General features: G+C 69.2%; 24 protein-coding genes. 10 read left to right on the top strand and 14 right to left on the bottom strand.

Annotation, left to right across the window (positions count from 1 at the left end):
• Positions 1-1,287: serine hydrolase domain-containing protein (locus RDU12_RS01620; RefSeq protein ID WP_308684011.1), on the top strand; the 1,287-nt coding region annotated here is incomplete at its 5' end.
• Between the two features lie 22 nt (positions 1,288-1,309).
• Here RDU12_RS01620 and RDU12_RS01615 read toward each other — a convergent pair.
• From RDU12_RS01615 to RDU12_RS01605, 3 genes are read right to left on the bottom strand one after another with little or no spacing between them, the layout of a single operon-like run.
• Positions 1,310-1,660, bottom strand: coding sequence for a hypothetical protein (locus RDU12_RS01615; RefSeq protein ID WP_308684010.1), 351 nt, complete (start codon positions 1,658-1,660; stop codon positions 1,310-1,312).
• Positions 1,661-1,720: 60 nt separating this feature from the next.
• Positions 1,721-2,332: a TIGR02466 family protein gene (locus RDU12_RS01610; protein ID WP_300289911.1), complete on the bottom strand. Its 612-nt coding sequence runs from the start codon at positions 2,330-2,332 to the stop codon at positions 1,721-1,723.
• A gap of 28 nt (positions 2,333-2,360) precedes the next feature.
• The gene (locus tag RDU12_RS01605) at positions 2,361-3,119 is read right to left on the bottom strand and encodes a methyltransferase (RefSeq protein WP_308684009.1); all 759 of its coding nucleotides are present in this window, start codon (positions 3,117-3,119) and stop codon (positions 2,361-2,363) included.
• 113 nt (positions 3,120-3,232) lie between these two features.
• Here RDU12_RS01605 and RDU12_RS01600 point away from each other — a divergent pair, with 113 nt between their 5' ends.
• Positions 3,233-4,249: a polyprenyl synthetase family protein gene (locus tag RDU12_RS01600; RefSeq protein WP_374990177.1), complete on the top strand. Its 1,017-nt coding sequence runs from the start codon at positions 3,233-3,235 to the stop codon at positions 4,247-4,249.
• Here the strand turns inward: RDU12_RS01600 and RDU12_RS01595 are convergent.
• The 10 genes from RDU12_RS01595 to RDU12_RS01550 all read right to left on the bottom strand — a co-directional run bounded on the left by RDU12_RS01595 (position 4,246) and on the right by RDU12_RS01550 (position 14,481).
• Complete coding sequence (locus RDU12_RS01595) at positions 4,246-5,454, bottom strand: hypothetical protein (RefSeq protein WP_300290089.1); 1,209 nt, start codon at positions 5,452-5,454, stop codon at positions 4,246-4,248. The two genes, RDU12_RS01600 and RDU12_RS01595, sit on opposite strands and share 4 nt — an antisense overlap.
• A 98-nt stretch (positions 5,455-5,552) precedes the next feature.
• The gene (locus RDU12_RS01590) at positions 5,553-6,773 is read right to left on the bottom strand and encodes a pyridoxal phosphate-dependent aminotransferase (protein WP_300290090.1); all 1,221 of its coding nucleotides are present in this window, start codon (positions 6,771-6,773) and stop codon (positions 5,553-5,555) included.
• 84 nt (positions 6,774-6,857) lie between these two features.
• A complete protein-coding gene (locus tag RDU12_RS01585) occupies positions 6,858-7,166 on the bottom strand; it encodes a Rap1a/Tai family immunity protein (protein WP_300290091.1) in 309 nt (102 codons plus the stop codon).
• The gene (locus RDU12_RS01580; RefSeq protein ID WP_308684008.1) at positions 7,163-8,155 is read right to left on the bottom strand and encodes a Bro-N domain-containing protein; all 993 of its coding nucleotides are present in this window, start codon (positions 8,153-8,155) and stop codon (positions 7,163-7,165) included. The genes RDU12_RS01585 and RDU12_RS01580 overlap by 4 nt, the downstream gene beginning before the upstream one ends.
• Complete coding sequence (locus RDU12_RS01575) at positions 8,152-9,075, bottom strand: IS1595 family transposase (protein ID WP_300290093.1); 924 nt, start codon at positions 9,073-9,075, stop codon at positions 8,152-8,154. The genes RDU12_RS01580 and RDU12_RS01575 overlap by 4 nt, the downstream gene beginning before the upstream one ends.
• A 105-nt stretch (positions 9,076-9,180) precedes the next feature.
• Positions 9,181-9,729, bottom strand: coding sequence for a hypothetical protein (locus RDU12_RS01570; RefSeq protein WP_300290094.1), 549 nt, complete (start codon positions 9,727-9,729; stop codon positions 9,181-9,183).
• A 2-nt stretch (positions 9,730-9,731) separates the two neighbouring features.
• Positions 9,732-11,615, bottom strand: a complete 1,884-nt coding sequence (locus tag RDU12_RS01565) for a hypothetical protein (RefSeq protein ID WP_308684007.1) — start codon at positions 11,613-11,615, stop codon at positions 9,732-9,734.
• Positions 11,616-11,637: 22 nt separating this feature from the next.
• A complete protein-coding gene (locus RDU12_RS01560; RefSeq protein WP_300291640.1) occupies positions 11,638-12,288 on the bottom strand; it encodes a DUF305 domain-containing protein in 651 nt (216 codons plus the stop codon).
• Positions 12,289-12,370: 82 nt separating this feature from the next.
• Positions 12,371-13,135: a DUF1365 domain-containing protein gene (locus RDU12_RS01555; protein WP_300291642.1), complete on the bottom strand. Its 765-nt coding sequence runs from the start codon at positions 13,133-13,135 to the stop codon at positions 12,371-12,373.
• Entirely contained in the window at positions 13,132-14,481 is a 1,350-nt protein-coding gene (locus tag RDU12_RS01550) for an NAD(P)/FAD-dependent oxidoreductase (RefSeq protein ID WP_300291644.1), read from the bottom strand. The genes RDU12_RS01555 and RDU12_RS01550 overlap by 4 nt, the downstream gene beginning before the upstream one ends.
• 116 nt (positions 14,482-14,597) lie before the next feature.
• Between RDU12_RS01550 and RDU12_RS01545 the strand changes: the two genes are divergently transcribed.
• The 3 genes from RDU12_RS01545 to RDU12_RS01535 are packed head-to-tail and all read left to right on the top strand — an operon-like array spanning position 14,598 to position 16,626.
• Positions 14,598-15,194: a sigma-70 family RNA polymerase sigma factor gene (locus RDU12_RS01545; RefSeq protein WP_308684006.1), complete on the top strand. Its 597-nt coding sequence runs from the start codon at positions 14,598-14,600 to the stop codon at positions 15,192-15,194.
• Positions 15,191-15,826: a ChrR family anti-sigma-E factor gene (locus tag RDU12_RS01540; RefSeq protein WP_300291647.1), complete on the top strand. Its 636-nt coding sequence runs from the start codon at positions 15,191-15,193 to the stop codon at positions 15,824-15,826. Before RDU12_RS01545 ends, RDU12_RS01540 begins: the two co-directional genes overlap by 4 nt.
• Complete coding sequence (locus RDU12_RS01535; protein WP_308684005.1) at positions 15,823-16,626, top strand: DUF1295 domain-containing protein; 804 nt, start codon at positions 15,823-15,825, stop codon at positions 16,624-16,626. The genes RDU12_RS01540 and RDU12_RS01535 overlap by 4 nt, the downstream gene beginning before the upstream one ends.
• Here RDU12_RS01535 and RDU12_RS01530 read toward each other — a convergent pair.
• The gene (locus RDU12_RS01530; RefSeq protein ID WP_300293304.1) at positions 16,623-17,042 is read right to left on the bottom strand and encodes a DUF2177 family protein; all 420 of its coding nucleotides are present in this window, start codon (positions 17,040-17,042) and stop codon (positions 16,623-16,625) included. The genes RDU12_RS01535 and RDU12_RS01530 overlap by 4 nt on opposite strands.
• A 132-nt stretch (positions 17,043-17,174) precedes the next feature.
• Between RDU12_RS01530 and RDU12_RS01525 the strand changes: the two genes are divergently transcribed.
• The 5 genes from RDU12_RS01525 to mrdA form a co-directional block, all read left to right on the top strand.
• Positions 17,175-17,897, top strand: a complete 723-nt coding sequence (locus RDU12_RS01525; RefSeq protein WP_308684004.1) for a VTT domain-containing protein — start codon at positions 17,175-17,177, stop codon at positions 17,895-17,897.
• A 234-nt stretch (positions 17,898-18,131) separates the two neighbouring features.
• On the top strand, positions 18,132-19,172 hold the full coding sequence (locus RDU12_RS01520) for a rod shape-determining protein (RefSeq protein WP_056450471.1): 1,041 nt from the start codon (positions 18,132-18,134) through the stop codon (positions 19,170-19,172).
• A gap of 151 nt (positions 19,173-19,323) precedes the next feature.
• Entirely contained in the window at positions 19,324-20,313 is a 990-nt protein-coding gene (mreC, locus tag RDU12_RS01515; protein ID WP_308684003.1) for a rod shape-determining protein MreC, read from the top strand.
• Positions 20,310-20,828 carry a hypothetical protein gene (locus tag RDU12_RS01510; RefSeq protein WP_300292906.1) on the top strand — a complete coding sequence of 173 codons (519 nt, stop codon included), beginning with the start codon at positions 20,310-20,312 and terminating at the stop codon, positions 20,826-20,828. The genes mreC and RDU12_RS01510 overlap by 4 nt, the downstream gene beginning before the upstream one ends.
• Positions 20,825-22,829 (top strand): penicillin-binding protein 2 (gene mrdA, locus RDU12_RS01505; protein ID WP_308684002.1); only part of this gene is annotated, 2,005 nt, incomplete at its 3' end. The genes RDU12_RS01510 and mrdA, both read left to right, overlap by 4 nt.

Below are 22,829 nucleotides of genomic sequence, written 5' to 3'. Positions count from 1 at the left end.
GGCGCGCCGGTCGACGCCGACACCCGCTTCTATATCGCCTCCTCGACCAAGTCGTTCACCGCCCTGGCCGTGGCGGCGATGGCCGCGCGCGGCGAGGTCGACCTCGAGGCGCCGCTTGCGGCCTGGTCGACGGCCCCCGGCTCGCCCGCCGATCTGTTCGCGAGCGTCAGCCTCGCCGACCTGCTCAGCCACCGGTCCGGACTGGACAACGCTCCCATGTCGTTCCGCGCCGCCATGTCCGGAGAGCACACGCCGGAGGTGATGCAGCGCCTGGTCGCCGCGACCGTGGCCCGCGACGACACCCCGCACGGAACGTTCCGCTACTCCAACGCCGGCTACAACCTGGCCACCACCCTGCTGGAGGCCCGCGACGGCCGCGACTGGCGGGTCCTCGTCCGGGACGAGGTGCTGCGCCCGATCGGCATGACCGACACCACGGGTTGGGTGTCCGAGGCCCGGGCCGGAAGCGTGGTCGCCGCCGGTCACCTCGGCCATGGCCAGGACGGACCGGTCCGCAGCCCGCTGCAGAAGGTCGATTCGACCATGCAGTCGGCCGGCGGCCTGGTCTCGACGGCCGACGACATGGCGCGCTGGCTCGAGGTTCAGATCAATGACGGCGTCCTCGACGGGCGCCGCATCTTTCCGGCCGGCCTCGTCGCCTCGACGCACCGTCCGCTAGCGACGAACAACGCGACCTTCGGACCCTATGTCCGGGAGTCCTACGGCCTGGGCTGGCAGATCGGCCGCTACGGCGACGATGTCCTGATCCACCATTTCGGCAATTTCGCCGGCTCCCGCGCCCATGTCTCCTTCTTGCCGGAGCGCCGCCTGGGCGTGGTGGTCATGATCAACGAGGACGCGGTCGCCGGCGGCCTGGCCGATCTGGTGGCCAACTATGTCTATGACTGGCACGCCGGGCGTGCGGACCTTGAGGCGGCCTACGACACGGCCCTCGCCGGCCTCGTCGCTAACCGCGACCGGGCCCGCGCCTCGATCGCCGGGCAACAGGCCGATCGCGCCACGCGCCCGTGGATGCTGGCCCGACCGCTCCCCGCCTATGTCGGGACCTACGAAAGCCAGGTCATGGGCACGGTTCGCGTCGCCGAACGCGACGGCGCCCTGGTCGTCTCGGTCGGGGTCATGGAGGCGGCGGCCGAACCGTTCACCCGGCCCGAGTCGATCCGGGTCGAGCTCGCCCCGCTGCAGGGCCAGGTGATCCTGTTCGCAGCCGAGGGCGCGACGGCGGACAGCCTCGTGTTTCTGGGAGAAACCTTCGAGCGGCGCTGAGCGGCGCCGGAACTCCGGTCGTTCAGATCGTGTCCAGCGCCGCCTCGCCGCCGGGCAGGTAGCGTGCGCCGACGTAGGCGACGGCGAGCCAGAGCGAGGTCCACAAGGCCCAGATCACGATGGCCAGGGGAACGTTGACGCCGGCCTGGGAGGCCGTACTCACCTGGCTGATCAGGCCGACAGCCGCCGCCGCCAGGGCCGTGGCGTAGACCACCTTCCGGCTCCACGGCTGAAACAGCAGCAGGGCCGCACTGCCGATTCCGAGCAGGACGGCCGTCATCAGCCAGGGCAATTCGCCCTGTCCCAGTCCCATGGCGAGGTGGAACACGCCGTAGAACAGCAATATCAGTCCGGTGGCGCGAGGCATGAACATGAGGCCAGACTAGCGGACTCTGGTTGCCGTCGGCCTAACAGCGAGGCTCGCGCCGAATTGTCAGGCGTAGTTGAAGCTGACCGAGATTCGTTCACTCTTCGCGGCGTTGGTCGGCACCTCGTGCCGCAGCCAGCTTTCCCACATCAGCACCGTGCCCGCCTGCGGGGCCAGATAGACGAACGGCCGCTCGGCCTCCGGCGCGTCGGCGTGCACCGCCGGCCGGGCCATCATCATCGGCAGGCGCGGGTCCTCGAGTTTCAGCGCCGAGGCCCCGTCCGGCACCTCGACATAGACGGTGCCGCTGAGGAAGGCGTGCGGATGGATATGGCCGGTGTGGCCGCCGCCCGGCTTGAGGATGTTGACCCAGAGATTGTCCAGGCGGGGCCGTCGCGCCAGATCGAAATTCAGCGCCTTTGCATAGGCTTGAGCGTGCTTGTCGAGGCGACGCTTGAGTTCTTCGAACTCCGGCGCCCGGTGGGGAAGATCGGTCAGGGAGCCGTAGGAGGTGTAGCCGCGGTAGCCGTGCTCGCGGCACCAGGCCCGTCCCGCATGATCTTCGGCCGCCAGCATCCGGCAGGCTTCGGCCAGGGACTCGTTGAAGGCCGCAAAGCCGGGCGCCGTCGTCAGCGACGCTTCATAGACCTGGGTGACGAACAGCGGGCGCAGGGACATGGCGGCTGTCTAGCGCAGGGGAGGGGGATCAGAAAGACAGGCCCGCCTCGCCGCGCAGGATCGCTTCCGCCTCGGCCGTATGCTTGCCGCCTGAGCGGTCGTGCAGCACCAGCGGCGGCAGCAGCCGCAGCGGCGCCTTGCCGGTCTTGATCGCCTGCACCAGCACCCGCTTGGCCGGCTCATCGGCGAACGGATGCACCGGGCGCACCGAAAGCGATCCGGCCGTCTCGCCCAGCAGGGCCAGCAGGTCGGGGAGCCGGTCGGCGCGGTGGATGACCACGATCCGGCCGCCCTCGCGCACCGCCTTGAGCAGGAAGCGCGCCCACGCCGCCAGTCCGTCGTCGGCCATCCACGCCCCGTGCTTGCCGGGGGCGGGCGCCCGCAGCGCGCCCGGATCGTCGAAGAAGGGCGGATTGCTGACCGCCCGGTCGAACGGCGCCAGCCCCAGGGCGCGGAACCCCGCCGCCACGTCGCCGTCCAGGATCGTGGCCCCGGCGCCGTTCAGCGCCGCATTCTCCCGCGCCAGCGCCGCCATGGCGGGATCACGCTCCACGCCGGTCAGGGAAACGCCCGGCGCCCGGGCCGCCATCTGCATCAGCACCGCGCCGGCCCCGCAGCCCGCCTCGATCACCCGTTCGCCGGACTCCGCCCCGGCCGCCGCCGCGAGCAGGGCCGCGTCCATGCCGGCGCGATAGCCCTTCGCCGGCTGGCGCAGCCGGACGCGCCCGCCCAGCAGGGCGTTTTCGACGATATCTCCGCCCTGTGGCGGGAACGATGCGACGGTCACGCGGCTTGACCCTTCATGGCCCGATCACCATTGTGCGCGGCGTCGCCGCCCTGCAAGCGGCGGTTGGATTTTCAGGCGTGATCCTCCCCGCGCGCCGTGCCATGAGTTCTCCCTTGGACGCTGTCACCGTCTCTGAGTCCCGCCCCAAGGGAGACGTCGAACCGCTGGTTCGGCTGGCGAAGCGCGACATGGCGGCCGTGGACGCCCTGATCGTCGAACGCATGCAGTCGCAGGTGCCGGTGATTCCGCTGCTGGCCGAACACCTCGTCTCCGCGGGCGGCAAGAGGCTGCGGCCGCTGCTGACCGTGGCCGCCGCGCGCGCGTCCGGCGCGGCCGATGATATCGACGCCTCGCGCAAGCTGGCCGCGGCGGTCGAGTTCATCCACACCGCCACCCTGCTGCACGATGACGTCGTGGACGGCTCCAATCTGCGCCGCGGCAAGACCGCCGCCCACCTGATCTGGGGCGCGCCGTCCAGCGTGCTGGTCGGCGACTTCCTGTTCGCCCGGGCCTTTGAACTGATGGTCGAGACCGGCCAGATGCGCGCCCTCGGCATCCTCGCCACCGCCTCCAGCGTGATCGCCGAGGGCGAGGTGCTGCAACTGACCCGCGCCCACGACCTGAACCTCGACCAGGACACCTATCTGCGCATCATCTCGGCCAAGACCGCCGAACTGTTCGCCGCCGCCGCCGAAGCCGGCGCGGTCGGGGCCGGGGCCGACGAAAAGGCGGTTCAGGCCCTGCGCGCCTACGGCCTCAACCTCGGCATCGCCTTCCAGTTGGCCGACGACGCCCTGGACTACGGCGGCGCCGCCGCGACCCTCGGCAAGAACGCCGGCGACGATTTCCACGAGGGCAAGGTGACCCTGCCCCTGCTGCTCGCCGTGGCCCGCACGCGCGGCCGCGAGGACGCCTTCTGGGAGCGCACCATCAACCAGGGTCAGCGCACCGACGACGACTTCCGCCGCGCCCGCGAGCTGATCGTCGGCGCCGGCGCCATCGGCGCCACCCTCGACACCGCCTGGGACTACGCCGCCGCCGCCCAGGAGGCGTTGAAGCCGCTGCCGGCCGGCGAATGGCGGGATGCGCTGGAGCAGCTGGCCGACTTCGCGGTCAGCCGGGCGGCCTAGCGCCGGCGGACGAGTCCGCCGAGAACGCCCCGGAGAGCGTCGGCCGGGGTCGCGGCAGGTCGGCGGGAATCAGGCGCTTCGCGACCCTGATCCCGCTCGTCGTCGCCGCCGAAGTCGCTCATGTCCATGCCCAGAATGGTCGAGGCGCTGGAGGTGTAGCGGACCTTGACCACATGCTCGATGTTCCAGGTCTCGCGCGCGTTGGCCGGCCGGGGCGGATTGCTGAAATTGGCCTCGCCGCCGAACGCGATCACGCGCAGCATCGACTGGGGCGCCGCCATTTGCACGGCGTTCGGGATCGGGCAGCGGGTGGTCGAGGCCGGCAGGACCACCCCCTGACGGATCAGGCGCTCCAGGTCGGACGGCGAGAGAATGTCCGGAACCTGGCCGAAGGAGACGGGGATGTCGCTGGAGGTCCAGACGACCATCTCTTCGGCCTCGTTGGCTCCCATGGTCATGGCGAAATAGCCGCGGGCGCCGCCGACGGCGTTCCAGCCCAGCGATCCACCGTCCGCCACGCCGGTCAGCAGGACCGGCTCCATGAAGTCCTGGTCGGCGCCGAGGCTGAAGCGGATGTCAGGCGTGTAGTTGCCGCGCACCAGATGATCGCCGACCAGCGAGCCGTTCGCCGGTACCTGTCGGCTCGAGCGGTTGTTCGGCCATTCGCCATAGGTGCGGCCCGCCCCGGGCGAAGGGGGCGTCTCGGGCGACACCCGCACCGCCTCCATCAGCGCCGTCATCTGACTGGCCCCCTGGGCGGGATTGTCGGTCGAAATCTCGATCACCAGAGGCTGGCCCGGACCTGTCGGCTCGCCGCAGCCGTGATAGATCAACATCCGCATACGCCTGCCGTCTCCCCGGGAGGGCGGCATGGGCTCGGAATCCGGCAGAGTCGATTGGCCCGCAGGCGTGACCAGCGGCAGGATGCCGGTGTTCAGGCCGGCCGGCGGTTCATGTTCGGCGTCGGGCGAGGGCGCCGTGCGATCGGCCTGGAGTTGCAGGGAGAGCGATTTCTGCACGCCGCCGCCGGACATCATGGCCATTGGATCGAACCCGGCGCCGCCGGTGGGCAGGCCAGAGGTGGTCCGGGCGGTGACCCAGTAGGTGGCGACCGGGCCGGTGGTCCGCTGACTCTGGGCCGGCGCCTGACCGGCGGACAGGGCCAAGACGGCCACAAGGGCGGTGGTGCAGGTCAGGCGGAGCATGGAGGTGGTCCAACAGGGTTATGAGAACGACGTTTCCCTATACGCCCGGCTGAAGCTTCAGCGCTACGTCAGCCTGATTAACTCGGCTTCATATTGGCTCAGCGCAGACTGGCGCAGAACCGCTGGATGCGCCGGCAGGCTTCCTCCAGCACATCCTCCGACGTCGCATAGCTGATGCGGAAATAGGGGCTCAGGCCGAAGGCGGAGCCCTGCACCACCGCCACGCCCTCGGCGTCCAGCAGTTCAGCGGCGAAGGCGTCGTCGGTGTCGATCACGGCGCCGCCCTCGGTCCGCTTGCCGATCAGCCCCTCGATCGACGGATAGACATAGAAGGCGCCCTCGGGCGTGGCGCAGCGGATGCCGACGGCCTGGTTCAGCATCGACACCACCAGGTCGCGGCGCGCCTCGAAATGTTTCGCCCGCTCGGCGATGAAATCCTGCGGCCCGTTGAGCGCCTCGACCGCGGCCCACTGGCTGACCGACGACGGATTCGACGTGGTCTGCCCCGCCACCTTGCGCATCAGATCGATCAGCGGTTTCGGTCCGCCGGCGTAGCCGATGCGCCAGCCGGTCATGGCGTAGGCCTTGCTGACCCCGTTCACGGTCAGCGTCCGCTCGTAGAGGTCCGGCGCCACCTGGGCGATCGTCCTGTAGTCGAAGTCGCCGTAGATCAGGTGCTCATACATGTCGTCGGTCATCACCCAGACCTGCGGGTGGCGGCGCAGCACGGCGGCCAGCGCCTCCAGCTCCTCACCGGTATAGGCGGCGCCGGTCGGGTTCGACGGCGAGTTGAGGATCAGCCATTTCGTCCGCGGCGTGATCGCGGCCTCCAGGGCCTCGGGCTTCAGCTTGAATCCATCGGCCTCGTGCCCGGTCACTGACACCGGCTCGCCGCCGGCCAGCAGCACCATGTCGGGATAGCTGACCCAGTAGGGCGCCGGCACGATCACCTCGTCGCCCGGCGACAGGGTCGCCAGCAGGGCGTTGTAGATCACCGTCTTGCCGCCGGGCGCGACGTGGATCTGGCTGGTCTCGTATTTGAGCCCGTTCTCGCGCGCGAACTTGGCCGCCACGGCCGCCTTCAGTTCGGGCAGGCCGTCGACGTCGGTGTATTTGGTCTCGCCGCGGCGGATCGCGGCGATGGCCGCTTCCTTGACGTTGTCGGGGGTGTCGAAGTCCGGCTCCCCGGCGCCCAGACCGATGACGTCGCGTCCTTCGCGCTTCAGCTCGCGCGCCCGGGCGGTCACCGCCAGGGTGGCCGAGGGCTTGACGCGGGCCAAGGCGGCGGACTGAAGCGCGGCGGACTGCAGGCTGGACATGGTGCGACTCCGGGAAGGCGGCCATTCCTTACGCAGTTGCGAAAGACCGATCAAATGGGACCTATATACCTGCTTGACCTAGCCTCATGCTGCACATGCGAAGGCCTCCACCATTGCAGCCTGCACCAGCCCGGCTGCGCTCGCGTGCCGGGTCTCGGGGTGGCTCTCAAGATAGCGCACCGCAACGTCGGCCAGCTGCACTCCCGTAGCACCGTCGGGAATGCAGAAAATCTGTGACCGCCTCTGATACCCGGCCGTATTAATTTCCGTGTCCACAACCCCCATGACGTAGGCAGTGCAGGTGGACCCGGCACCCTTGTTGAACCGGCAAGTCTCCAGAAGGTCGTTGCCGGACCAAAAGCCAGCTAGGGCGAGCGCCGCAGCGAGGATCATTTCTCGTCCTCGGATTTGCGGGTCAGGGCTTGCGGGTCGGCGGTGCGGCTCGATGAGCCGAGGAAGTTCTGCTTGGAGACGACCTTCCGGCCCGTCTGCGTCTCGATCTGCTTGCGAGCGTTCCCCGCGATGCCGCCACCATCTGACGCCGCACGCTGGTTCTCATAGAAGCCCTGTGCGTCCCGCTGCTGGGCGATCTCCTTCGTGGATGTTTCTGCCAACATGGTCAGGATGAGTTCCATGTCCGTCATGTGGTCCCGAAGGTTTTGGCCTTTCAGGCCCTTCAGTTTCGCATGATTTTTCGTGTGCATCCCGAACGTGCGCTCGGACATGATGTTGGTGAGCGTCGCGTACTCCACGCCCTCCTGCACCCCGCGCTTCTGCCACTCGGAGGTCAGTTCCTTCCGGGCGACAATCGACCTGATGCGCTTCTCAATCCAGTCGTCCGACCGGCCTGCAACCTGATAATGCAGGATGGCGCGTTTGATCAGGATTTCAGGGTCGTTCGCCTCCTGAATCCGCTCATAGCCAACCCACGCGAGCCACCGCTTGAAGGGCTCCACCTTAGGGCTGGAAATCGACTGCACGATACGGAATAGAGTTTCCGTCGTCGCAACGTCGGTGCGGTACATCTTACCGTCCGCCCCCGGCAGCGGCAGCTGTCCGATTTCATCGGACAACTCAGAAAACCCTTCCTTTTCAACCATCTTGGTCTTGAGGTCGGACCAATATTTCCGGGCGCGGTCTGTTCCGGTCAGAGCGCCGACCATGTCAACGACCGACCACCACCACTCTTCGTTATGGAAGACCCGACGAAGGCCCTCCTTCTTGAAGGGCAGGACTTCAATCTCGCCATCGGGGACGGACGGCAGGCCACTATCGGCAACCTTCGCTAGGTCCTCTTTTGTGACTTGAGCGAAGCGCGTCAGCGCCTCATCCATCGACATATCCAGGCCGAACTCTTCGTCGTATTTCTTGTCGTCTGTCATGCGATCAGAACCTTGTAAGGGAGCGGGCCTTCGATCTGGGAAAGCAGGCCGTTGACGCGCTGGCCCCGGTCCAGATCGCGCCGGTTCAGGCGAAACGTCATTTCGTTCAGATAGGCGTTCATGTGCTTGGGCGAAATCCAGTGATGGATGCCGTGGTACTGGCGCTTGAACAGCGCCCAGACGCTCTCGATGCCGTTCGTGCTGGCCGAGCCCCGGACGTATTCGCCATTCTTATGGCTCACCCGCTGGTGGTCGTAGTCAAAGCGAAGGTTGTTATAGCCCTGATGCTCGTCCGTGTAGACGGTCGAGCCCTTCGCCACGTGTTCCTTCACGATGGGGTAGAGGGTCCCGCTGCGAACATTGCCGATGACTCGGGCGCGCACGTGACCGTCGCGCTGCTTGAGGCCCACCACGATGGTTTTGCCGTCTGCGCCGTGGCCAGCGTGGCGAACGCGCTTGCTTTGCGGCTTGTTCGTTTCCTTGCCGCCCATGAAGGTCTCGTCGACCTCGACTTCGCCGGACAGCGGCGCGTTGAAGCTGGCCGTCCGTGCGGCATGACGGAGACGATGCAGGACGAACCAAGCAGACTTCTGTGTGATGCCTAGATCGGTCGCCAGCGTGGTCGAGGCAATGCCCTTGGGGTGGTTCGTGATCATCCAGATCGCGGCGAACCACGTGCGGAGCGGCAGCTTCGTGTCCTGAAAGATCGTGCCGACCTTGATCGAGAACCGCTTGCGGCAGGCGTAGCACTTGTGGGTGTTGGTGCCGGTCAGGGTGCCGATCTTACGCTCGTCCGCGTTGCCACACAGCGGGCAGAACTTTCCGTTCGCCCATCGGATAGCGGTCAGATGGTCGATGGCGGATTGCTCATCCGGGAAGGCCCGGAACAGCTGCATGAGATTTTCGAAGGGCTTGATCACGCGAGTCGCTCCAATCCGATGAAGCTACTCTAGTTGTCCGATCAGTCTGGGTCAAGCACGTATATAGGTCCCGATCAAATGGCGGCGGGGCGACCGCCGCCGGCGTCACCCCGCAGGAGGCAGATAGTCCGGCGGAATCGGCGTGCCCGGGCTTTCAGCCAGCCAGTAGACGCTCAGGACCCACCAGCGCGATCCGTCGTGGAACAGCTGGATGCTGTTGATCCCGCGCATGAACGGGGCCGGGTCCGACAGGCTGCGCACGCTGTCGTAGGTCGACCAGACGTGGACCATGTGCCCGAACCGCTCGGCCTTGCGGGCGATCTCGCGCTCATGGAAACCGTCGCGCGTGAGCAACGGGCCGCTGCGCTCGATATATTCCTCCGGCGTGATCGAGCGGGCCACGCCCACGCCCTGGGCATTCACGCCCGAGGGCATCAGCCGCGCCGTGGGATGGAACAGCGAGCGGAAGCGGTCCCAGTCCCGCTCGACGCCCGCATCGCCGGAGATCGCGTCGTACAGCGCCGTGACGATGGCTTCCGGCGACGCCACGTCGGCCGGGGCCGCCGTATCGACGGGCGGGGCAGGGGGCGTCTGGGCCGCGGCGGGGGCGGCGCAGCCCAGGATCAGGGCGGCGGCGAGGATGGAAAGGCGCATGCCTAGCCTCCCTGTCCGATCCGGGCGAACATCTCCGCCAGCGCCTTCCGCCGCGCCGCGTCGACCGGGCGAGCGTTTTCGGGAATCGCGCCGAGCGCCTGCGACAGCTCGGACACCCGCGACCGGTTGAGGCGTCCCTCGCGCCACCGGGATATGGCGGCCGCGGTCTGCCCCGCGAGACGGGACTCCAGCGCGGCTGCACGCTCCAGTTGGTCCAGATAGGCCTGCGCCACGTCGGGATGATCCTCCCAGACCGGCCGGGTCTGGGTCTGCGGATTGATGGCCGCCTGCATCATCCGCTCGGCCACGGCGATCTCGGCCGCCGACAGGTGCTCGCTGGGCTTCAGCCGCAGCACGTCGAAGCCGCGGGCGATCTCGCTGGCGTAGATCCGGCCGTTGAACCAGTAGGCCGACCAGTGACCGCCCACGTTCAGCCGTTCCGCATCGATCGGCCCGCGGTCGAAATACGCGATCTCCGTCGGTCGGGCCGGATCGGTGAAGTCGACGATCGAGATGCCGCCCTGATACCAGGCCTGGACCATCAGATCGCGGCCGGGCACCGGCACCAGATTGCCATTGTGGGCGACGCAGTTTTCCGACGAGGCCTGGGCGGCGGGCAGTTTGAAGAAGCTCTTGCCCACCAGTCGGCCGTCCTCGATCGCGGCGATCAGGTCGGCGCCCCAGGTGTGCGGATCCTCGGCCCGGCAACGCGCCGAGGTGCCGCCGCCCCATTCGTCGGTGAACAGCACCTTGTCGCCGGCCGTATTGAAGGTGGCCGAGTGCCAGTAGGCCATGTCGGGATCGAACAGCTCCGACACCCGTGACGGATTCTCCGGGTCGGAGATGTCCAGCAGGATGCCGTTGCCGCTGCAGGCTCCCGCCGCAAGGCCGATCTCCGGATAGACGGTGATGTCGTGGCAGTGGTTGGTCTGGCCGGAGTTCTGGCTGGCGACGCCGAGGCGGCCGCCCTTCCACAGACCGGCGACGGCCCCGGTCTCGCGGTCGGCGAAGATGCGCGGCCGGTTGACGATGGCGGCCTGCTCCGGCGCGTCGAGCGGCACCTTGATCACGTCGATCGAATACAGAGCCGTCTCGGGGTTCTCGCCCGGTTCGCCGTCCCGGCAGCTGGCCAGCTCGTCGCTCTTGCGCACGCCCGAGGTGGCCGAGTTGTAGATGTAGAGGACGTTGTCATCCGTGGGATGGGGCACGAGGGTGTGGGTGTGCGAACCCCGGCAGGTCTGCACCGCGGCGATCTGGCGGGGCGCACGCAGGTCGCTGATGTCGAAGATGCGGATTCCGCGGAAGCGCTCGGCGTTGACCTCGCCCTCGGCGTCCTTGACCCCGCAGTCCAGCCGGGCGCGGTTCTGCTCGACCGACATGAACAGCAGGTCGCCGTGCACCGACACGTCGCCCTGGCCGCCGGGGCAGACCACCGACAGCACCAGTTCCGGCGGGCCGTCGCCGCTCACGTCATAGGCGTTGAAGCCGTTGAAATTGCCGACGAACAGCCGTCCGTTCGACATCGCCAGGTCGCTGTTGGCCAGGGCCAGCGGGCTGTAGCGCGGACGGGGCAGGGGCTCCGCCGTGCCGGCCTCGACCGCCGCCGCATGGGCCCGCGCGGCCAGCGCCTCCTCGCGGGTCGGCGGCGCGAAGATGGCCTCGGGATCGAAAAAGCCCGGCGCGGGCCGGACCGAATGCTCCAGCGTCAGGTTCGACGCGGCCTGTCCGGCGTCGTGCAGGCCGGGAGACAGGGTGGAGCGGACATCCGATCCGACCGGCGGCGTCTGACCCGGCGCGGGCGCCTGCGCCTGCGCCTGGACCGCCGCGGCCCCCAACAGGACGCTGGCCGCCGCGGCGGATCCCAACAGAAGACTGCGGATGTTCATGGTCGCCCCTCGATGGATGAATCTAAAGCTCGGACAGGATGGACTGCATGCGCAGGATTTCGGCCGACTGGTCGGCGGTGACGGAACTGGCGAAGTCGGACAGCATCGGATCCTCGGCCGCCTCCGGATCGTCCAGCAGCGCTTCGACCATGCCCAGCGCGCCCTGATGGTGCTGGATCATTCCCTCCAGGAACAGACGGTCGAACGCCGGTCCCGTCGCGGCGGCCAGCGCCGCCATCCGCGCCGGCGACAGCATGCCCGGCATCAGCGGGAGGTTCGGGTCGGCCGCGCCGTGCCCCGGGCCGTGATGGCCGGCGTGGGGATCCGCCGCCGCGATCGGCAGGCCGCGTCCGGTCAGCCATTCCTCCATCAGCGCCATCTCGGCCGCCTGGCTCTGCGCGATCCGGTCGCCCATCCGCCGCACCGTCTCCGATGCCGCCCGGGTCTCCATCAGGGCGACCATCTCCACCGCCTGGGCGTGGTGGACGATCATGTGCTGCATGAAGCGGACGTCGGCCTCAACGAAGCCGGTCCGGCTCAACGCCACCGCCTCGGCCGCGGTGATCTCCCGCGACGCCTCGCCGGGCGCGCCGGGGTTGAAGATCGGCGGCGTCTGGGGGGCCGCGGGCGCTCCGCTGAGCAGCGCCAGAATCACTACGGTCGACAGGGACAATCTCTCGGCTCCGGCGGGCCGGACAGCCGGCCGGCGGGAGAGTAGGGGCGAGAGTCCGCCGGCGGCAAGGCGGATTTTGCCGTCACGCCGCCCGCGCCAGTTTCGGCCGCCGCCCGAGCGTCACCGGTACGCCCTTCAGCCACAGGATCAGCGCCTCCCAATGGATGGCGGCGACGACCTTCAGCGTCATCGCCGGATAGGTCAGCGCGGCCCGGGCCAGGGCGAGGTCGGCCAGCGGGCGTCGGCGCCCCCAAAGGCTCGCGGTCAGCAATGGCCCGCTCGCATCGTCGCAGCCGATGACCAGACCGATCCGGTCGCCGGGCGTCCGGCCGCGGAACCGGTACCGCATCTCCATTTCCATGAAGGGGGACACATACAATGCCTTGGCGCAGCTCTGGCGGAACGGCGCGTCCGCGCCGTCACTCGAAACGGCCAGATCGTAGAAATGCCGCTCGCCGAAGGTGTTGCTGACCTCGTAGCTGACGGCGGCCAGACGGCCGTCGGCGTCGTGGCAGTAGTAGACGCTGATCGGATTGAAGACGTAGCCCAGCATTCTCGGCATGGTCAGCAGCCGGATCGCGCCCCCCTCCAGGTCGACCCCGATGGCGGCTAGCCGCGCCTCGACCTGGACCCGCAGCGGACGGTCCGACCCGTCGCCGTGATCGCGGTCGAAGAAGGCGAACAGGTTCCAGCGATTGCGCGAGAACCAGCGCAGGCGCCGGTCCAGCCCGTCCAGCTCGGACAGGTCGAGCAACAGCCAGAACACCCTCCGCTCCAGCCGGTGACGGCGCGGCCGCAGCCGCTGATGCACCACCCCGCCGGCATAGAGGGCGGAGGCCTGGCTCACGCCGCCGTCTCCATGCGCCGGTCACGCTCGCCGATCTGGATCCGGCCGCTCTCGTCGGCGACGGTCCACGGCCGGCGGACGCCGCCCAGCTGTTCGGCCACGGCCAGCCCCGACTGCAGCCCGTCCTCGTGGAAGCCGGCCCCGAAATGGGCCCCGCAGAACCACACGCCGCCCTCACCCTGCAGGTCCCACAGCGACGCCTGGGCCCGCATCGCCGCGGCGTCGAAGATCGGATGTTCGTACAGTTCGCTGCGCAGCAGGGCGTCGGCGCGCGGCGGCCGGGGCGGATTGAGGGTCACGAACAAATCCTGTCCCGGCAGGCCCTGAAGCCGGTTCATCCAGTAGCTGACGCACAGTCCGCCCCCGGAGCCGATATAGTTCCAGCTGGCCCAGGCGCGTCGGCGCTTCGGCATCAGGGCGGGGTCGGTGTGCAGCACCGCCAGATTGCGGCTGTACCGGAAGGCGCCCAGGGTCCGGCGTTCGGCTTCTGTGGGGGAGTCGAGCATGGCCAGGGCCTGATCGGCGTGGGTCGCGATGACCACATGATCGAAACGCTCGCGCCGCCCGTTGCGTTCGCCCACGACCACCCCGTCCGCGGTTCGGCGGACCTCGACCACGTCGCGCCCGAGGCGGACGCCGGACCCCAGCGCCGCGCCGATCTTGTCGACATAGGTCCGGCTGCCGTCGATCACGGTGCGCCACAGCGGCCGTCCCGCGAGCTGCAGCAGGCCGTGATTGTCGCAGAAGCGCAGGAAGGAGGCGGCCGGATAGTCCAGCAGGGCCTCGGCTGGGGACGACCAGATCGCCGCCGCCATCGGCAGCAGGTGGTCGTCACGGAAGGCCGCGCTGAACCGGCCCCGCTGCAGGAAGGCGCCCAGCGACAGGTTCGGATCGTCCAGCGCCGCCAGCGCCGCCGGCGCCTCGCGATAGAACCGCAGCACCTCCGACAGCATCGACCAGAACCGGGGCCGCAGCACGTTGCGGCGCTGGGCGAACAGCGCCGGGGCCGCGTATTCGAAGCGGCCGTCCTCCAGCGACACCGAGAACGACATGTCGGTCGCCCGGCTGGCGACGCCGAGATGGTCGAACAGGGCGATCAGATTGGGATAGGTCGCCTCGTTGAAGGCGATGAAGCCGGTGTCCACAGCGACAGGCCCCGAGGCCGCGTTGGCCGTGACCGTATGGGTGTGGCCGCCGAGACGGTCGGCGCGCTCATAGAGGACCACCTCATGCCGCTGGTTCAGCAGCCAGGCGCAGGACAGGCCGGAAATGCCCGATCCGATGACCGCGATCCGCAGGGGGGAGCCGACGGACGGCCCGTCGTTCGAAACTGGTGTGAGGCGCATGCGAACTCCGCTCTGCCCACGGACGGGCGGCACGGTCGCTGTTACGTCGAACATCCGGTTCTGGATGAGGTATGATCCGTCCGGGAATTTCCCGCGTATGAGGGCTGATGCATGGAATGGTTTCGGACATCGGCTTTGCGCGCGTCGGCGCCGTGAGCGGCGAAGCTGACTACGACCGCCTGATCCAGGCGGTGGCGCGCGACCGTGACCGCGACGCCTTCGCGGCGCTGTTCGACCATTTCGCGCCGCGGCTGAAGGCCTATCTGATGCGGTCGGGGGCGGCGCCGGCGGCGGCCGATGACTTCGCCCAGGACGCCATGCTGACGGTCTGGCGCAAGGCCGAGTTGTTCGATCCGTCGCGGGCGCGGGCGGCGACCTGGATCTTCACCATCGCCCGCAACCGCCGGATCGACGCCCTGCGGCGGGAGAGCCGGCCCCTGCCGGTCCCCGAGATCACTCTGGACTCGCCCGATCCGGAGCGGCCCGACGATCTACTCGAGGCCCGTCAGGACGAGGGGCGGGTCCGCGTCGCCCTGCGCAGTCTGAAACCGGACCAGATCGAGGTCATCCAGATGGCCTTCTTTCAGGACCTCACCCACGCCGAGGTGGCGCAGTCGCTGGCGCTGCCTCTCGGAACCGTAAAGTCGAGGATACGCAACGCGATGATCAAGCTCAGGGATCTGCTCGATCAGCCTGTCGGGGAACAGTCATGACCGCCCGCCTTCAACCCTCCGAGGAACGCCTGCTGGCCTATGCGGCCGGAACGCTCAGTCCGCCCGAATCCGTGGTGGTGGCGACCCATCTCGCCCTGCGTCCGGAAACCGCCCGCTGGGTCGACGACCTGCAGGCGGTCGGCGGCGAGGTTCTGGAAAGCCTGGAGCCCGCCGCCGTCGCCGACGACCTGCTGGCGCGGACGCTGGCCAGCCTGTCCGCGCCCGAAGAGTCCGTGCGGCCCGAACCGGCCAACGACATGACCGAGCTGCCCGAGCCGCTGCGCCGCTACGAGCTGGGCCCGTGGCGCTGGATCGGACCGGACATGCACGTGCGCGACGTACACGCGCCCCGCGACGGCGATTGCCGGGTCATCCTGCTCCGGATCGGCTCCGGCCGCACCACGCCGGTGCACACCCACGCCGGGGTCGAACTGACCTGCGTCATCTCCGGCGCCTATGAGACCGACGAGGCCCGCTTCGGTCCCGGCGATTTCGAGGAGGCCGACGGCGAAGTGCACCACCGGCCCCGCACCGTCTCGGCCGAGCCCTGCCTGTGCGTCGTCGCCCTCGACGGCCAGATCCGCCTCGACGGCTGGATCGGCCGCCTGCTGCAGCCGCTCGTCCGGCTGTGATCGCCCTGCTGGCCCCGTGGGGGTTCGCCGCCCTGTTCCTCTGCGCGGTCATGGCGGCGGCGTGGGGCGTGCAGCGGATGACGGGGCAGGGCGGCTGGGCCGATGTCTTCTGGTCCTTCGGCCTGTGCGCGGCCGGGGCCGGCGCGGCGCTGTATCCGGTCGATGGAGCGCCCGACCCGCGTCAGTGGCTGGCCGCCGGCCTCGCCGCCCTTTGGGGCGTCCGCCTCGGCGCCCACATCGCCGGCCGGTCGCGCTCTGGCCCCGAGGACGCCCGCTACGCCCGGCTGCGCGAAGACTGGGGCGCCGGTTTCCAGACCCGGCTGTTCGCCTTCCTGCAACTGCAGGCCGCCGCGGCGGCGGTTCTGGTCCTGCCGATTCTGCTCGCGGCCCACAATCGCGAGGGGCCGCTCGGCCTTCAGGACGCCCTCGGCGCCGCCCTGCTGGTCGCCGGCGTGGTCGGGGCGGGCGTCGCCGACCGGCAGCTGGCGGCTTTCCGGGCCAATCCCGCGACGACCCGGGATCAGGTCATGGATCGGGGCCTGTGGGCCTGGTCGCGGCATCCCAACTACTTCTTCGAATGGCTGGGCTGGTGCGCCTGGCCGGTTCTGGCGATCGATTTTGGCGGCGACCGCCCCTGGGGCTGGCTGGCCTTGGTCGGCCCGGTCTACATCTACTGGCTGCTGACCCGGGTGTCGGGTATCCCGCCGCTGGAACAGCACATGCAGCGCAGCCGGCCCGAGGCCTTCGCCCGCTACGCCGCCCGCACCCCGGTCTTCTTCCCGCGCCTGCCGAAGCGCTAGATCGCCAGGTTCAACACCTTCATCAGGCGCAGCGCCACGGCGCAGGCCGCCGCCGACGACACGCCGCTGACGATCACGCCCCAGGTCATGTCCAGCACGGTGATCTTCAGTCCCCAGGTCTTCAGCGTGGCGTAGTTGGTCAGGTCGTAGGTGCCGTAGGCGAACAGGCCGAACAGGGCGCCCCACATCAGCGCCGTCTTCCAGTCGCCGGTCTTGAGCCCCGGGAGGACCGCGAAGATCGTCAGGCCGGCCGCATACAGGGCGTAGAAGGCGATGGCCGGAGCCAGCCGGAACTTGTCCGCCAGCACCTCGCCGATCAGCGGCCGATAGATCCGGTCGCCCATGGAGCCGAGCCACAGGGTGTCGATCACCCCGAAGATGATGAGCACCACAGCGAAGGCGAGGGCTTGGGTCATGGTCGTCTCCGGTTGAGTCGTTTCCCATACGCCCGGGCGACCCGACCGGATCACCCCCGGCACGAGGGAGAGGGGCCGACCCGGAGCCGTCCGCACTCGCCGCCGGTTCCACGGAATGCTAATCGCCGGATCATGCGCCGCCTGCTCGATTTCATCCTCAACATGGAAGGCCGCCGGTGGCGGACGCTGCTGGCGACGGCGCTGCTGCTCGGGGCGACGGTCGGCCTGCTGATGATCGGCAAGAGCCAGTTGGGGCTGGCGGCCGAGGAGAACCTCGAGGCCTGGCTGCAGGGCTACGCCGGCAGTCCGTGGGCCTTCGCGGCGACGGTGGCCCTGTTCATCGCCGCCGCCTTCATCGGCGCGCCGCAGTTCATCCTGATCGCCGCCTGCGTGGTCGCCTTCGGCCCCTCGCTCGGCTTCTTCTACAGCTGGGCGGCGACCGTGGCCTCGGCGGCCGCGACCTACTGGCTCGGACGCGGTCCGGCGGCGCGGATGGTGGACCGGTTCGGCGGACGCACCATGGGCCGGCTCAAGGGATTCGTCGGCAAGAACGCCTTCTACGCCAGCTTCATGATCCGCAACGTGCCGTCGGCCCCGTTCATCGTCGTCAACATGGCCTTCGGGGCGACCCGCGCCTCCTTCCCGGCCTATCTGCTCGGCTGCGCCCTCGGCGTCCTGCCCAAGACCGCCCTGGTGGCCTTCTTCGGCGGGGCGGTGGTCGCGGCGGTCAGCGGCGACGGGGTCTGGACCTCGCTGATCCTGGCGGGCGTGGCGGCGGTCTGGCTCGGCCTGATGCTCAGCGTGCGCGAACTGGTCCGGCGGCGCGAGCGCGCGGCCGGGGCGCCGGAGGAATAAGCTTGGCTGACGGGATCGTGAATGGCGAGGCCGGCGATTGCGGCGGCGGCGGGCTTCGCGGGCCGTCATGGGGCTTGTATTCCCGCCCGCACACGGGCAAACGAGCCATAAGGTCGGTCAGGCGATAACGATCAGGATGCGGCGCGTGGGGATGCGTGTCGCCGGGGCGTCGCCGAAGCGGATCGAGACTGCCTAACGCCCCTCGAAGGCCCGAATGAACGGTATCCCGGACCCATGTTCTCCAGTATTTTCGGCGCGATTTCCAACGACATCGCCATCGACCTCGGCACCGCCAACACCCTGATCTACATGAAGGGCAAGGGCATCGTGCTGAACGAACCGTCCGTGGTCGCCCTGCGTAACGTCGGTGGGCGGAAGATCGTCCACGCCGTCGGCATAGAGGCCAAGCAGATGCTGGGCCGCACCCCGGGCCACATGGAAGCCATCCGTCCCATGCGCGACGGGGTCATCGCCGACTTCGAAGTCGCCGAGGAGATGATCAAGCACTTCATCCGCAAGGTTCATAACCGCAAGGGCTTCGTGAACCCCAAGGTCATCGTCTGCGTGCCGTCGGGCGCCACCGCCGTCGAGCGCCGCGCCATCAACGATTCCTGCCTCAACGCCTCGGCCCGCCGCGTCGGCCTGATCGACGAGCCGATGGCCGCCGCGATCGGCGCCGGCCTGCCGATCCACGAGCCGACCGGCTCGATGGTCGTCGATATCGGCGGCGGCACCACCGAGGTGGCCGTGCTGTCGCTGTCGGGCATCGTCTATTCGCGTTCGGTCCGCGTCGGCGGCGACAAGATGGACGAGGCGATCATCAGCTACATGCGCCGCAACCATAACCTTCTGATCGGCGAGACCACCGCCGAGCGCATCAAGAAGGACATCGGCACGGCCCGCATCCCGGCCGACGGCGAAGGCCTGTCGATCGACGTCAAGGGCCGCGACCTGATGCAGGGCGTGCCGCGGGAGGTCCGCATCTCCGAGCGTCAGGCCGCCGAGGCCCTGGCCGAGCCGGTGACGCAGATCGTCGAGGCCGTGAAGGTGGCGCTGGAAGCCACCCCGCCCGAACTCGCCGCCGACATCGCCGACAAGGGCATCATGCTCACCGGCGGCGGTGCCCTGCTGCGCGGCCTGGACGCCGAGATCCGCGACCACACCGGCCTGCCGGTCTCGGTCGCCGACGATCCGCTGTCGTGCGTGGCCATCGGCTGCGGCCGGGTGCTGGAGCATCCGCGCTGGATGAAGGGCGTGCTTGACTCCGCGCTCTAGGCGCGAACGTCGAACGGCCGCCTCTCAAATCCCTGTCATCCTTGATGACATTGAGGTTGCAGCGGTTTCCAAACGGCCCGCATTTTGCGATAGGCTCGGCGGATCGGCGGGGGGCGTCCCGCTGATTCCCTTTTTCTGAGGAAGGCGCGCCGTGGCGTTTCGCGACGGACCGTTCGAAAACATCAAGGTGCCGCTGGTCTGGACCGCGGCGGTCACAGTCGTGATCGCCGCCGTCGGCTGCGTGCTCCTGTTGATCAGCGACGCCCGGGCGGAGAATTCGCCCTACCAGCCGGTGCGCGCCGGGGTCGAGACCGTGGCCGGGCCGGTCGGCGGCGTGTTCGCGGCGCCGGTCCGCTGGTTCGGCCAGGCCTCGGACTACGTCGGCGGCTATTTCTTCGCCGTCTCCGAGAACCGCCGCCTCCGGCGCGAACTGGCCGAGCTGCAGCCGTGGCGCGACCAGGCCATCGCCCTGAAGAACGTCAACGCCCGCTATGAGGCCATGCTCGGCATCCGGCCCGAGCCGCCGGTGGCCATGCGCACCGCCCGCTCCATCACCGACACCCGCGGCCCCTTTTCCAAGGCCCGTCTGCTCGACGTCGGGGCGGCCGGAGGCGTCAAGGTCGGCAATCCGGTGATCAACGAGCACGGCCTCGTCGGCCGCGTCGTCGGGACCGCGCCGAACATCAGCCGCATGCTGCTGCTGACGGACGTGGCCAGCCGCACCCCGGTGCTGATCGACCGCACCGACGCACGCGCCCTGCTGAACGGCGACGGCTCGGGCAATCCGCGGCTCGAGTTCGTGCGCGGGGTCGGCTCGGTCCAGGTCGGCGACCGCATCCTGTCCTCCGGCGACGGCGGCGGCTTCCCGCGCGGGGTGCCGATCGGCGTCGCGGCGAGAGGCATCGACGGCTCCTGGCGGGTCAAGCTGTTCAGCGATCGGGGGGCCATCGACTACGTCCGCATCATGCTGTTCGAGGACTTCGGCCAGCTAATCGACCCGGACGACCTGAACGCCCCGCCTCTGGCCGCGCTCGACACCCTGTCAGAGGCCACGCCCGCCCAGGCCACGGCCATCACCGACTCCGCCGCTCGCCGCGCCGCCGCCAGCCCGCCCGCCCCCGCGCCGGGAGGGACCGAATGAGACGGGCCGTCGCGGTCCGCGTCGTCGGGCCGATGCAGTGGATCGTCTATCCGGCGCTGATCGCCGTCGCGGCCACCATCGTCCTGCAGACGCCGGTCGAGCTGTTCGGCCTGCACCTGCCCGAGCCGGTCATCCCCATGGTGCTGGCCTTCGCCTGGCCGCTGATCCGCCCGTCGGTGCTCGCCCCGATCGTGCTCGCGGCCCTTGGTCTGATCCTCGACGTCCTGACCTACGGCCCGCTCGGACTCTGGGGCCTGACCTTCCTGGTGATCTACAGCGTCGTCCTGGCCTCGCGCAGCTTCCTGGCGGGGCAGGACACGGCGGTGCTGTTCGTCTGGTACGCCGCCTGCTGCGCCCTGGCCTTTCTGCTCGTTTATGTGATCATGGCTTTCCTCGCCCCGACCCCGGCCAGTCTGATCTCCGTCTTCCTCCAGGTCCTGCCGACCCTGCTGCTGTTCCCGTTCGCGCACCGCCTGATCGAGCGGTTCGAGGACGGCGATGTGAGGTTCCGATGAGTTCGGAACCGTCGATCTTCTTCTCCGACACCAACGAGCGCCAGGGCTCCTTCCTGCGCCGCACCTTCGTGGTGGGCGCATTGACCGCGGTCGGCGGCGTCGCCCTGACCGGCCGGCTGGCCCAGCTGCAGGTCGTCCAGGCGGGCCAATACGCCACCCTGGCCACCAACAACCAGTTCAACTTCCGCCTCGTGCCGCCGCCGCGCGGGCGCATCCTCGACCGCAACGGCGTGGTCATCGCCGGCAACCGGCCCAGCTTCCGCGTGCTGGTCGTCCGTGATGAGACCAAGGACCTCGACCAGACCCTCGACCTGCTCGGCCGCCTGCTGCCGGACACCGTGGATCGCCGCCGCTCGATCATCCGAGACGTCAACGCCGCGCCGCGCTTCTCGCCCGTGCCGGTCAAGAGCGACCTGACCTGGGAGGAGTTCGCCCGGGTCAACCTCTACGCCAACGAGCTCTCCGGCGTGATGGCCGACATGAACGAGGCTCGTTACTACCCGTTCGGCGGCTCGTTCGCCCACGTCATCGGCTATGTCGCCAAGCCCAACGACCGTGACATCAAGGCCATCGAGGAGCGTGGCGAGAAGATCCCGGAGATCCTCTACAACCCCGGCTTCCGCATCGGTCGTCAGGGCGTGGAGAAGGCATTCGACACGGAGCTGCGCGGCGAGGCCGGCGGCAACCGCGTCGAGGTCGACGCCCGCGGCCGGGTCGTGGCCGAGGACATCGGGGGATCCAAGCCGCCGGTGCCGGGCAAGGACGTTGTCCTCACCCTCGACGCCGATGTGCAGAACCGGGCGCTGGAGGTCTATGGCGAGGAGTCCGGCGGCTGCGTGGTCATGGATATCCGCAACGGCGACATCCTGTGCATGGTCTCGGCGCCGTCGTTCGATCCGAACCTGTTCGTCGGCGGGGTGCCGTCCCGCATCTACAACGCCCTGCGCGACTATGAGCGCAAGCCGCTGCTGGACAAGGCCATCTACGGCACCTTCCCGCCGGGCTCGACCTTCAAGATGACCACGGCCCTGGCCATCCTGGACGCGGGCATCGACCCGTCCGAGCGGGTGGTCTGCACCGGCGGCTATCGCTACGGCAGCCGGACCTTCCGCTGCTGGCGCGCGGGCGGCCACGGCGCGATGGACATGCACAACGCCATCAAGAACTCGTGCGACACCTATTTCTACCACCTCTGCAACCGGGCCGGCGTGGACCGGATTGCGCGTGTGGCCAAGGACCTCGGCTTCGGCCAGGCCTATGAGATCGGCATCGCGGGGCAGTCCAGCGGCACCGTGCCCTCGACCCAGTGGAAACGCGATTACGCGGCCCGCACCAAATGGGACGACGACGGCACCTGGTATCCAGGCGAGACCCTGTCGGTGGCCATCGGGCAGGGCGCGCTCGAGGTGAACGCCCTGCAGCTGGCGGTGATGACCAGCCGCCTCGCCAGCGGCCGCAAGGCCGTCCAGCCGCGGCTGGTCAAGGCGATCGGGGGCGAGAAGCAGCCGGACGCCGAGGCCTTCGCCGACCTGCCGTTCAGCAAGGAACATCTCGACATCGTGCGGGCGGGCATGGCGGCTGTGGCCAACGACGTCACCGGCACCGCCTACCGCACCTCCCAGCTCGGCCTCGGCGACATCCAGATGGCCGGCAAGACCGGCACGGCCCAGTCGCGCGACTATGGCTCCGGCTCGCGCGGCCCCCGCGATGCGGTGTGGAGCCGCCGCGACCACGCCCTGTTCGTGGCCTTCGCCCCGCACGATGCGCCGCGCTACGCCATCGCCCTGATCATCCAGCACGCGCCGTCCGGAGGCTCGGTCGACGCCGCGCCCAAGGCGCGGGAGATCATGAAGACCGTGCTGCTCAAGGATCCCGACATGCGCGCCCGTATCGAGCGGCCGCTGCCGCCGGAGGCCGTGGCCCCGGTCGGCGTCGACGAGGGCGAGGCCGGCTCCGGGCCGGGCGGAGAGGTCACCGGAGCCGCCGCCGCCGAGGTCGCGC

It is taken from the genome of Brevundimonas sp., assembly GCF_031082345.1.
Classification (GTDB): Bacteria; Pseudomonadota; Alphaproteobacteria; order Caulobacterales; family Caulobacteraceae; genus Brevundimonas.
The sequence above is the reverse complement of the archived record's forward strand: the minus strand, read 5'-3'. Positions and strand labels throughout refer to the sequence as shown.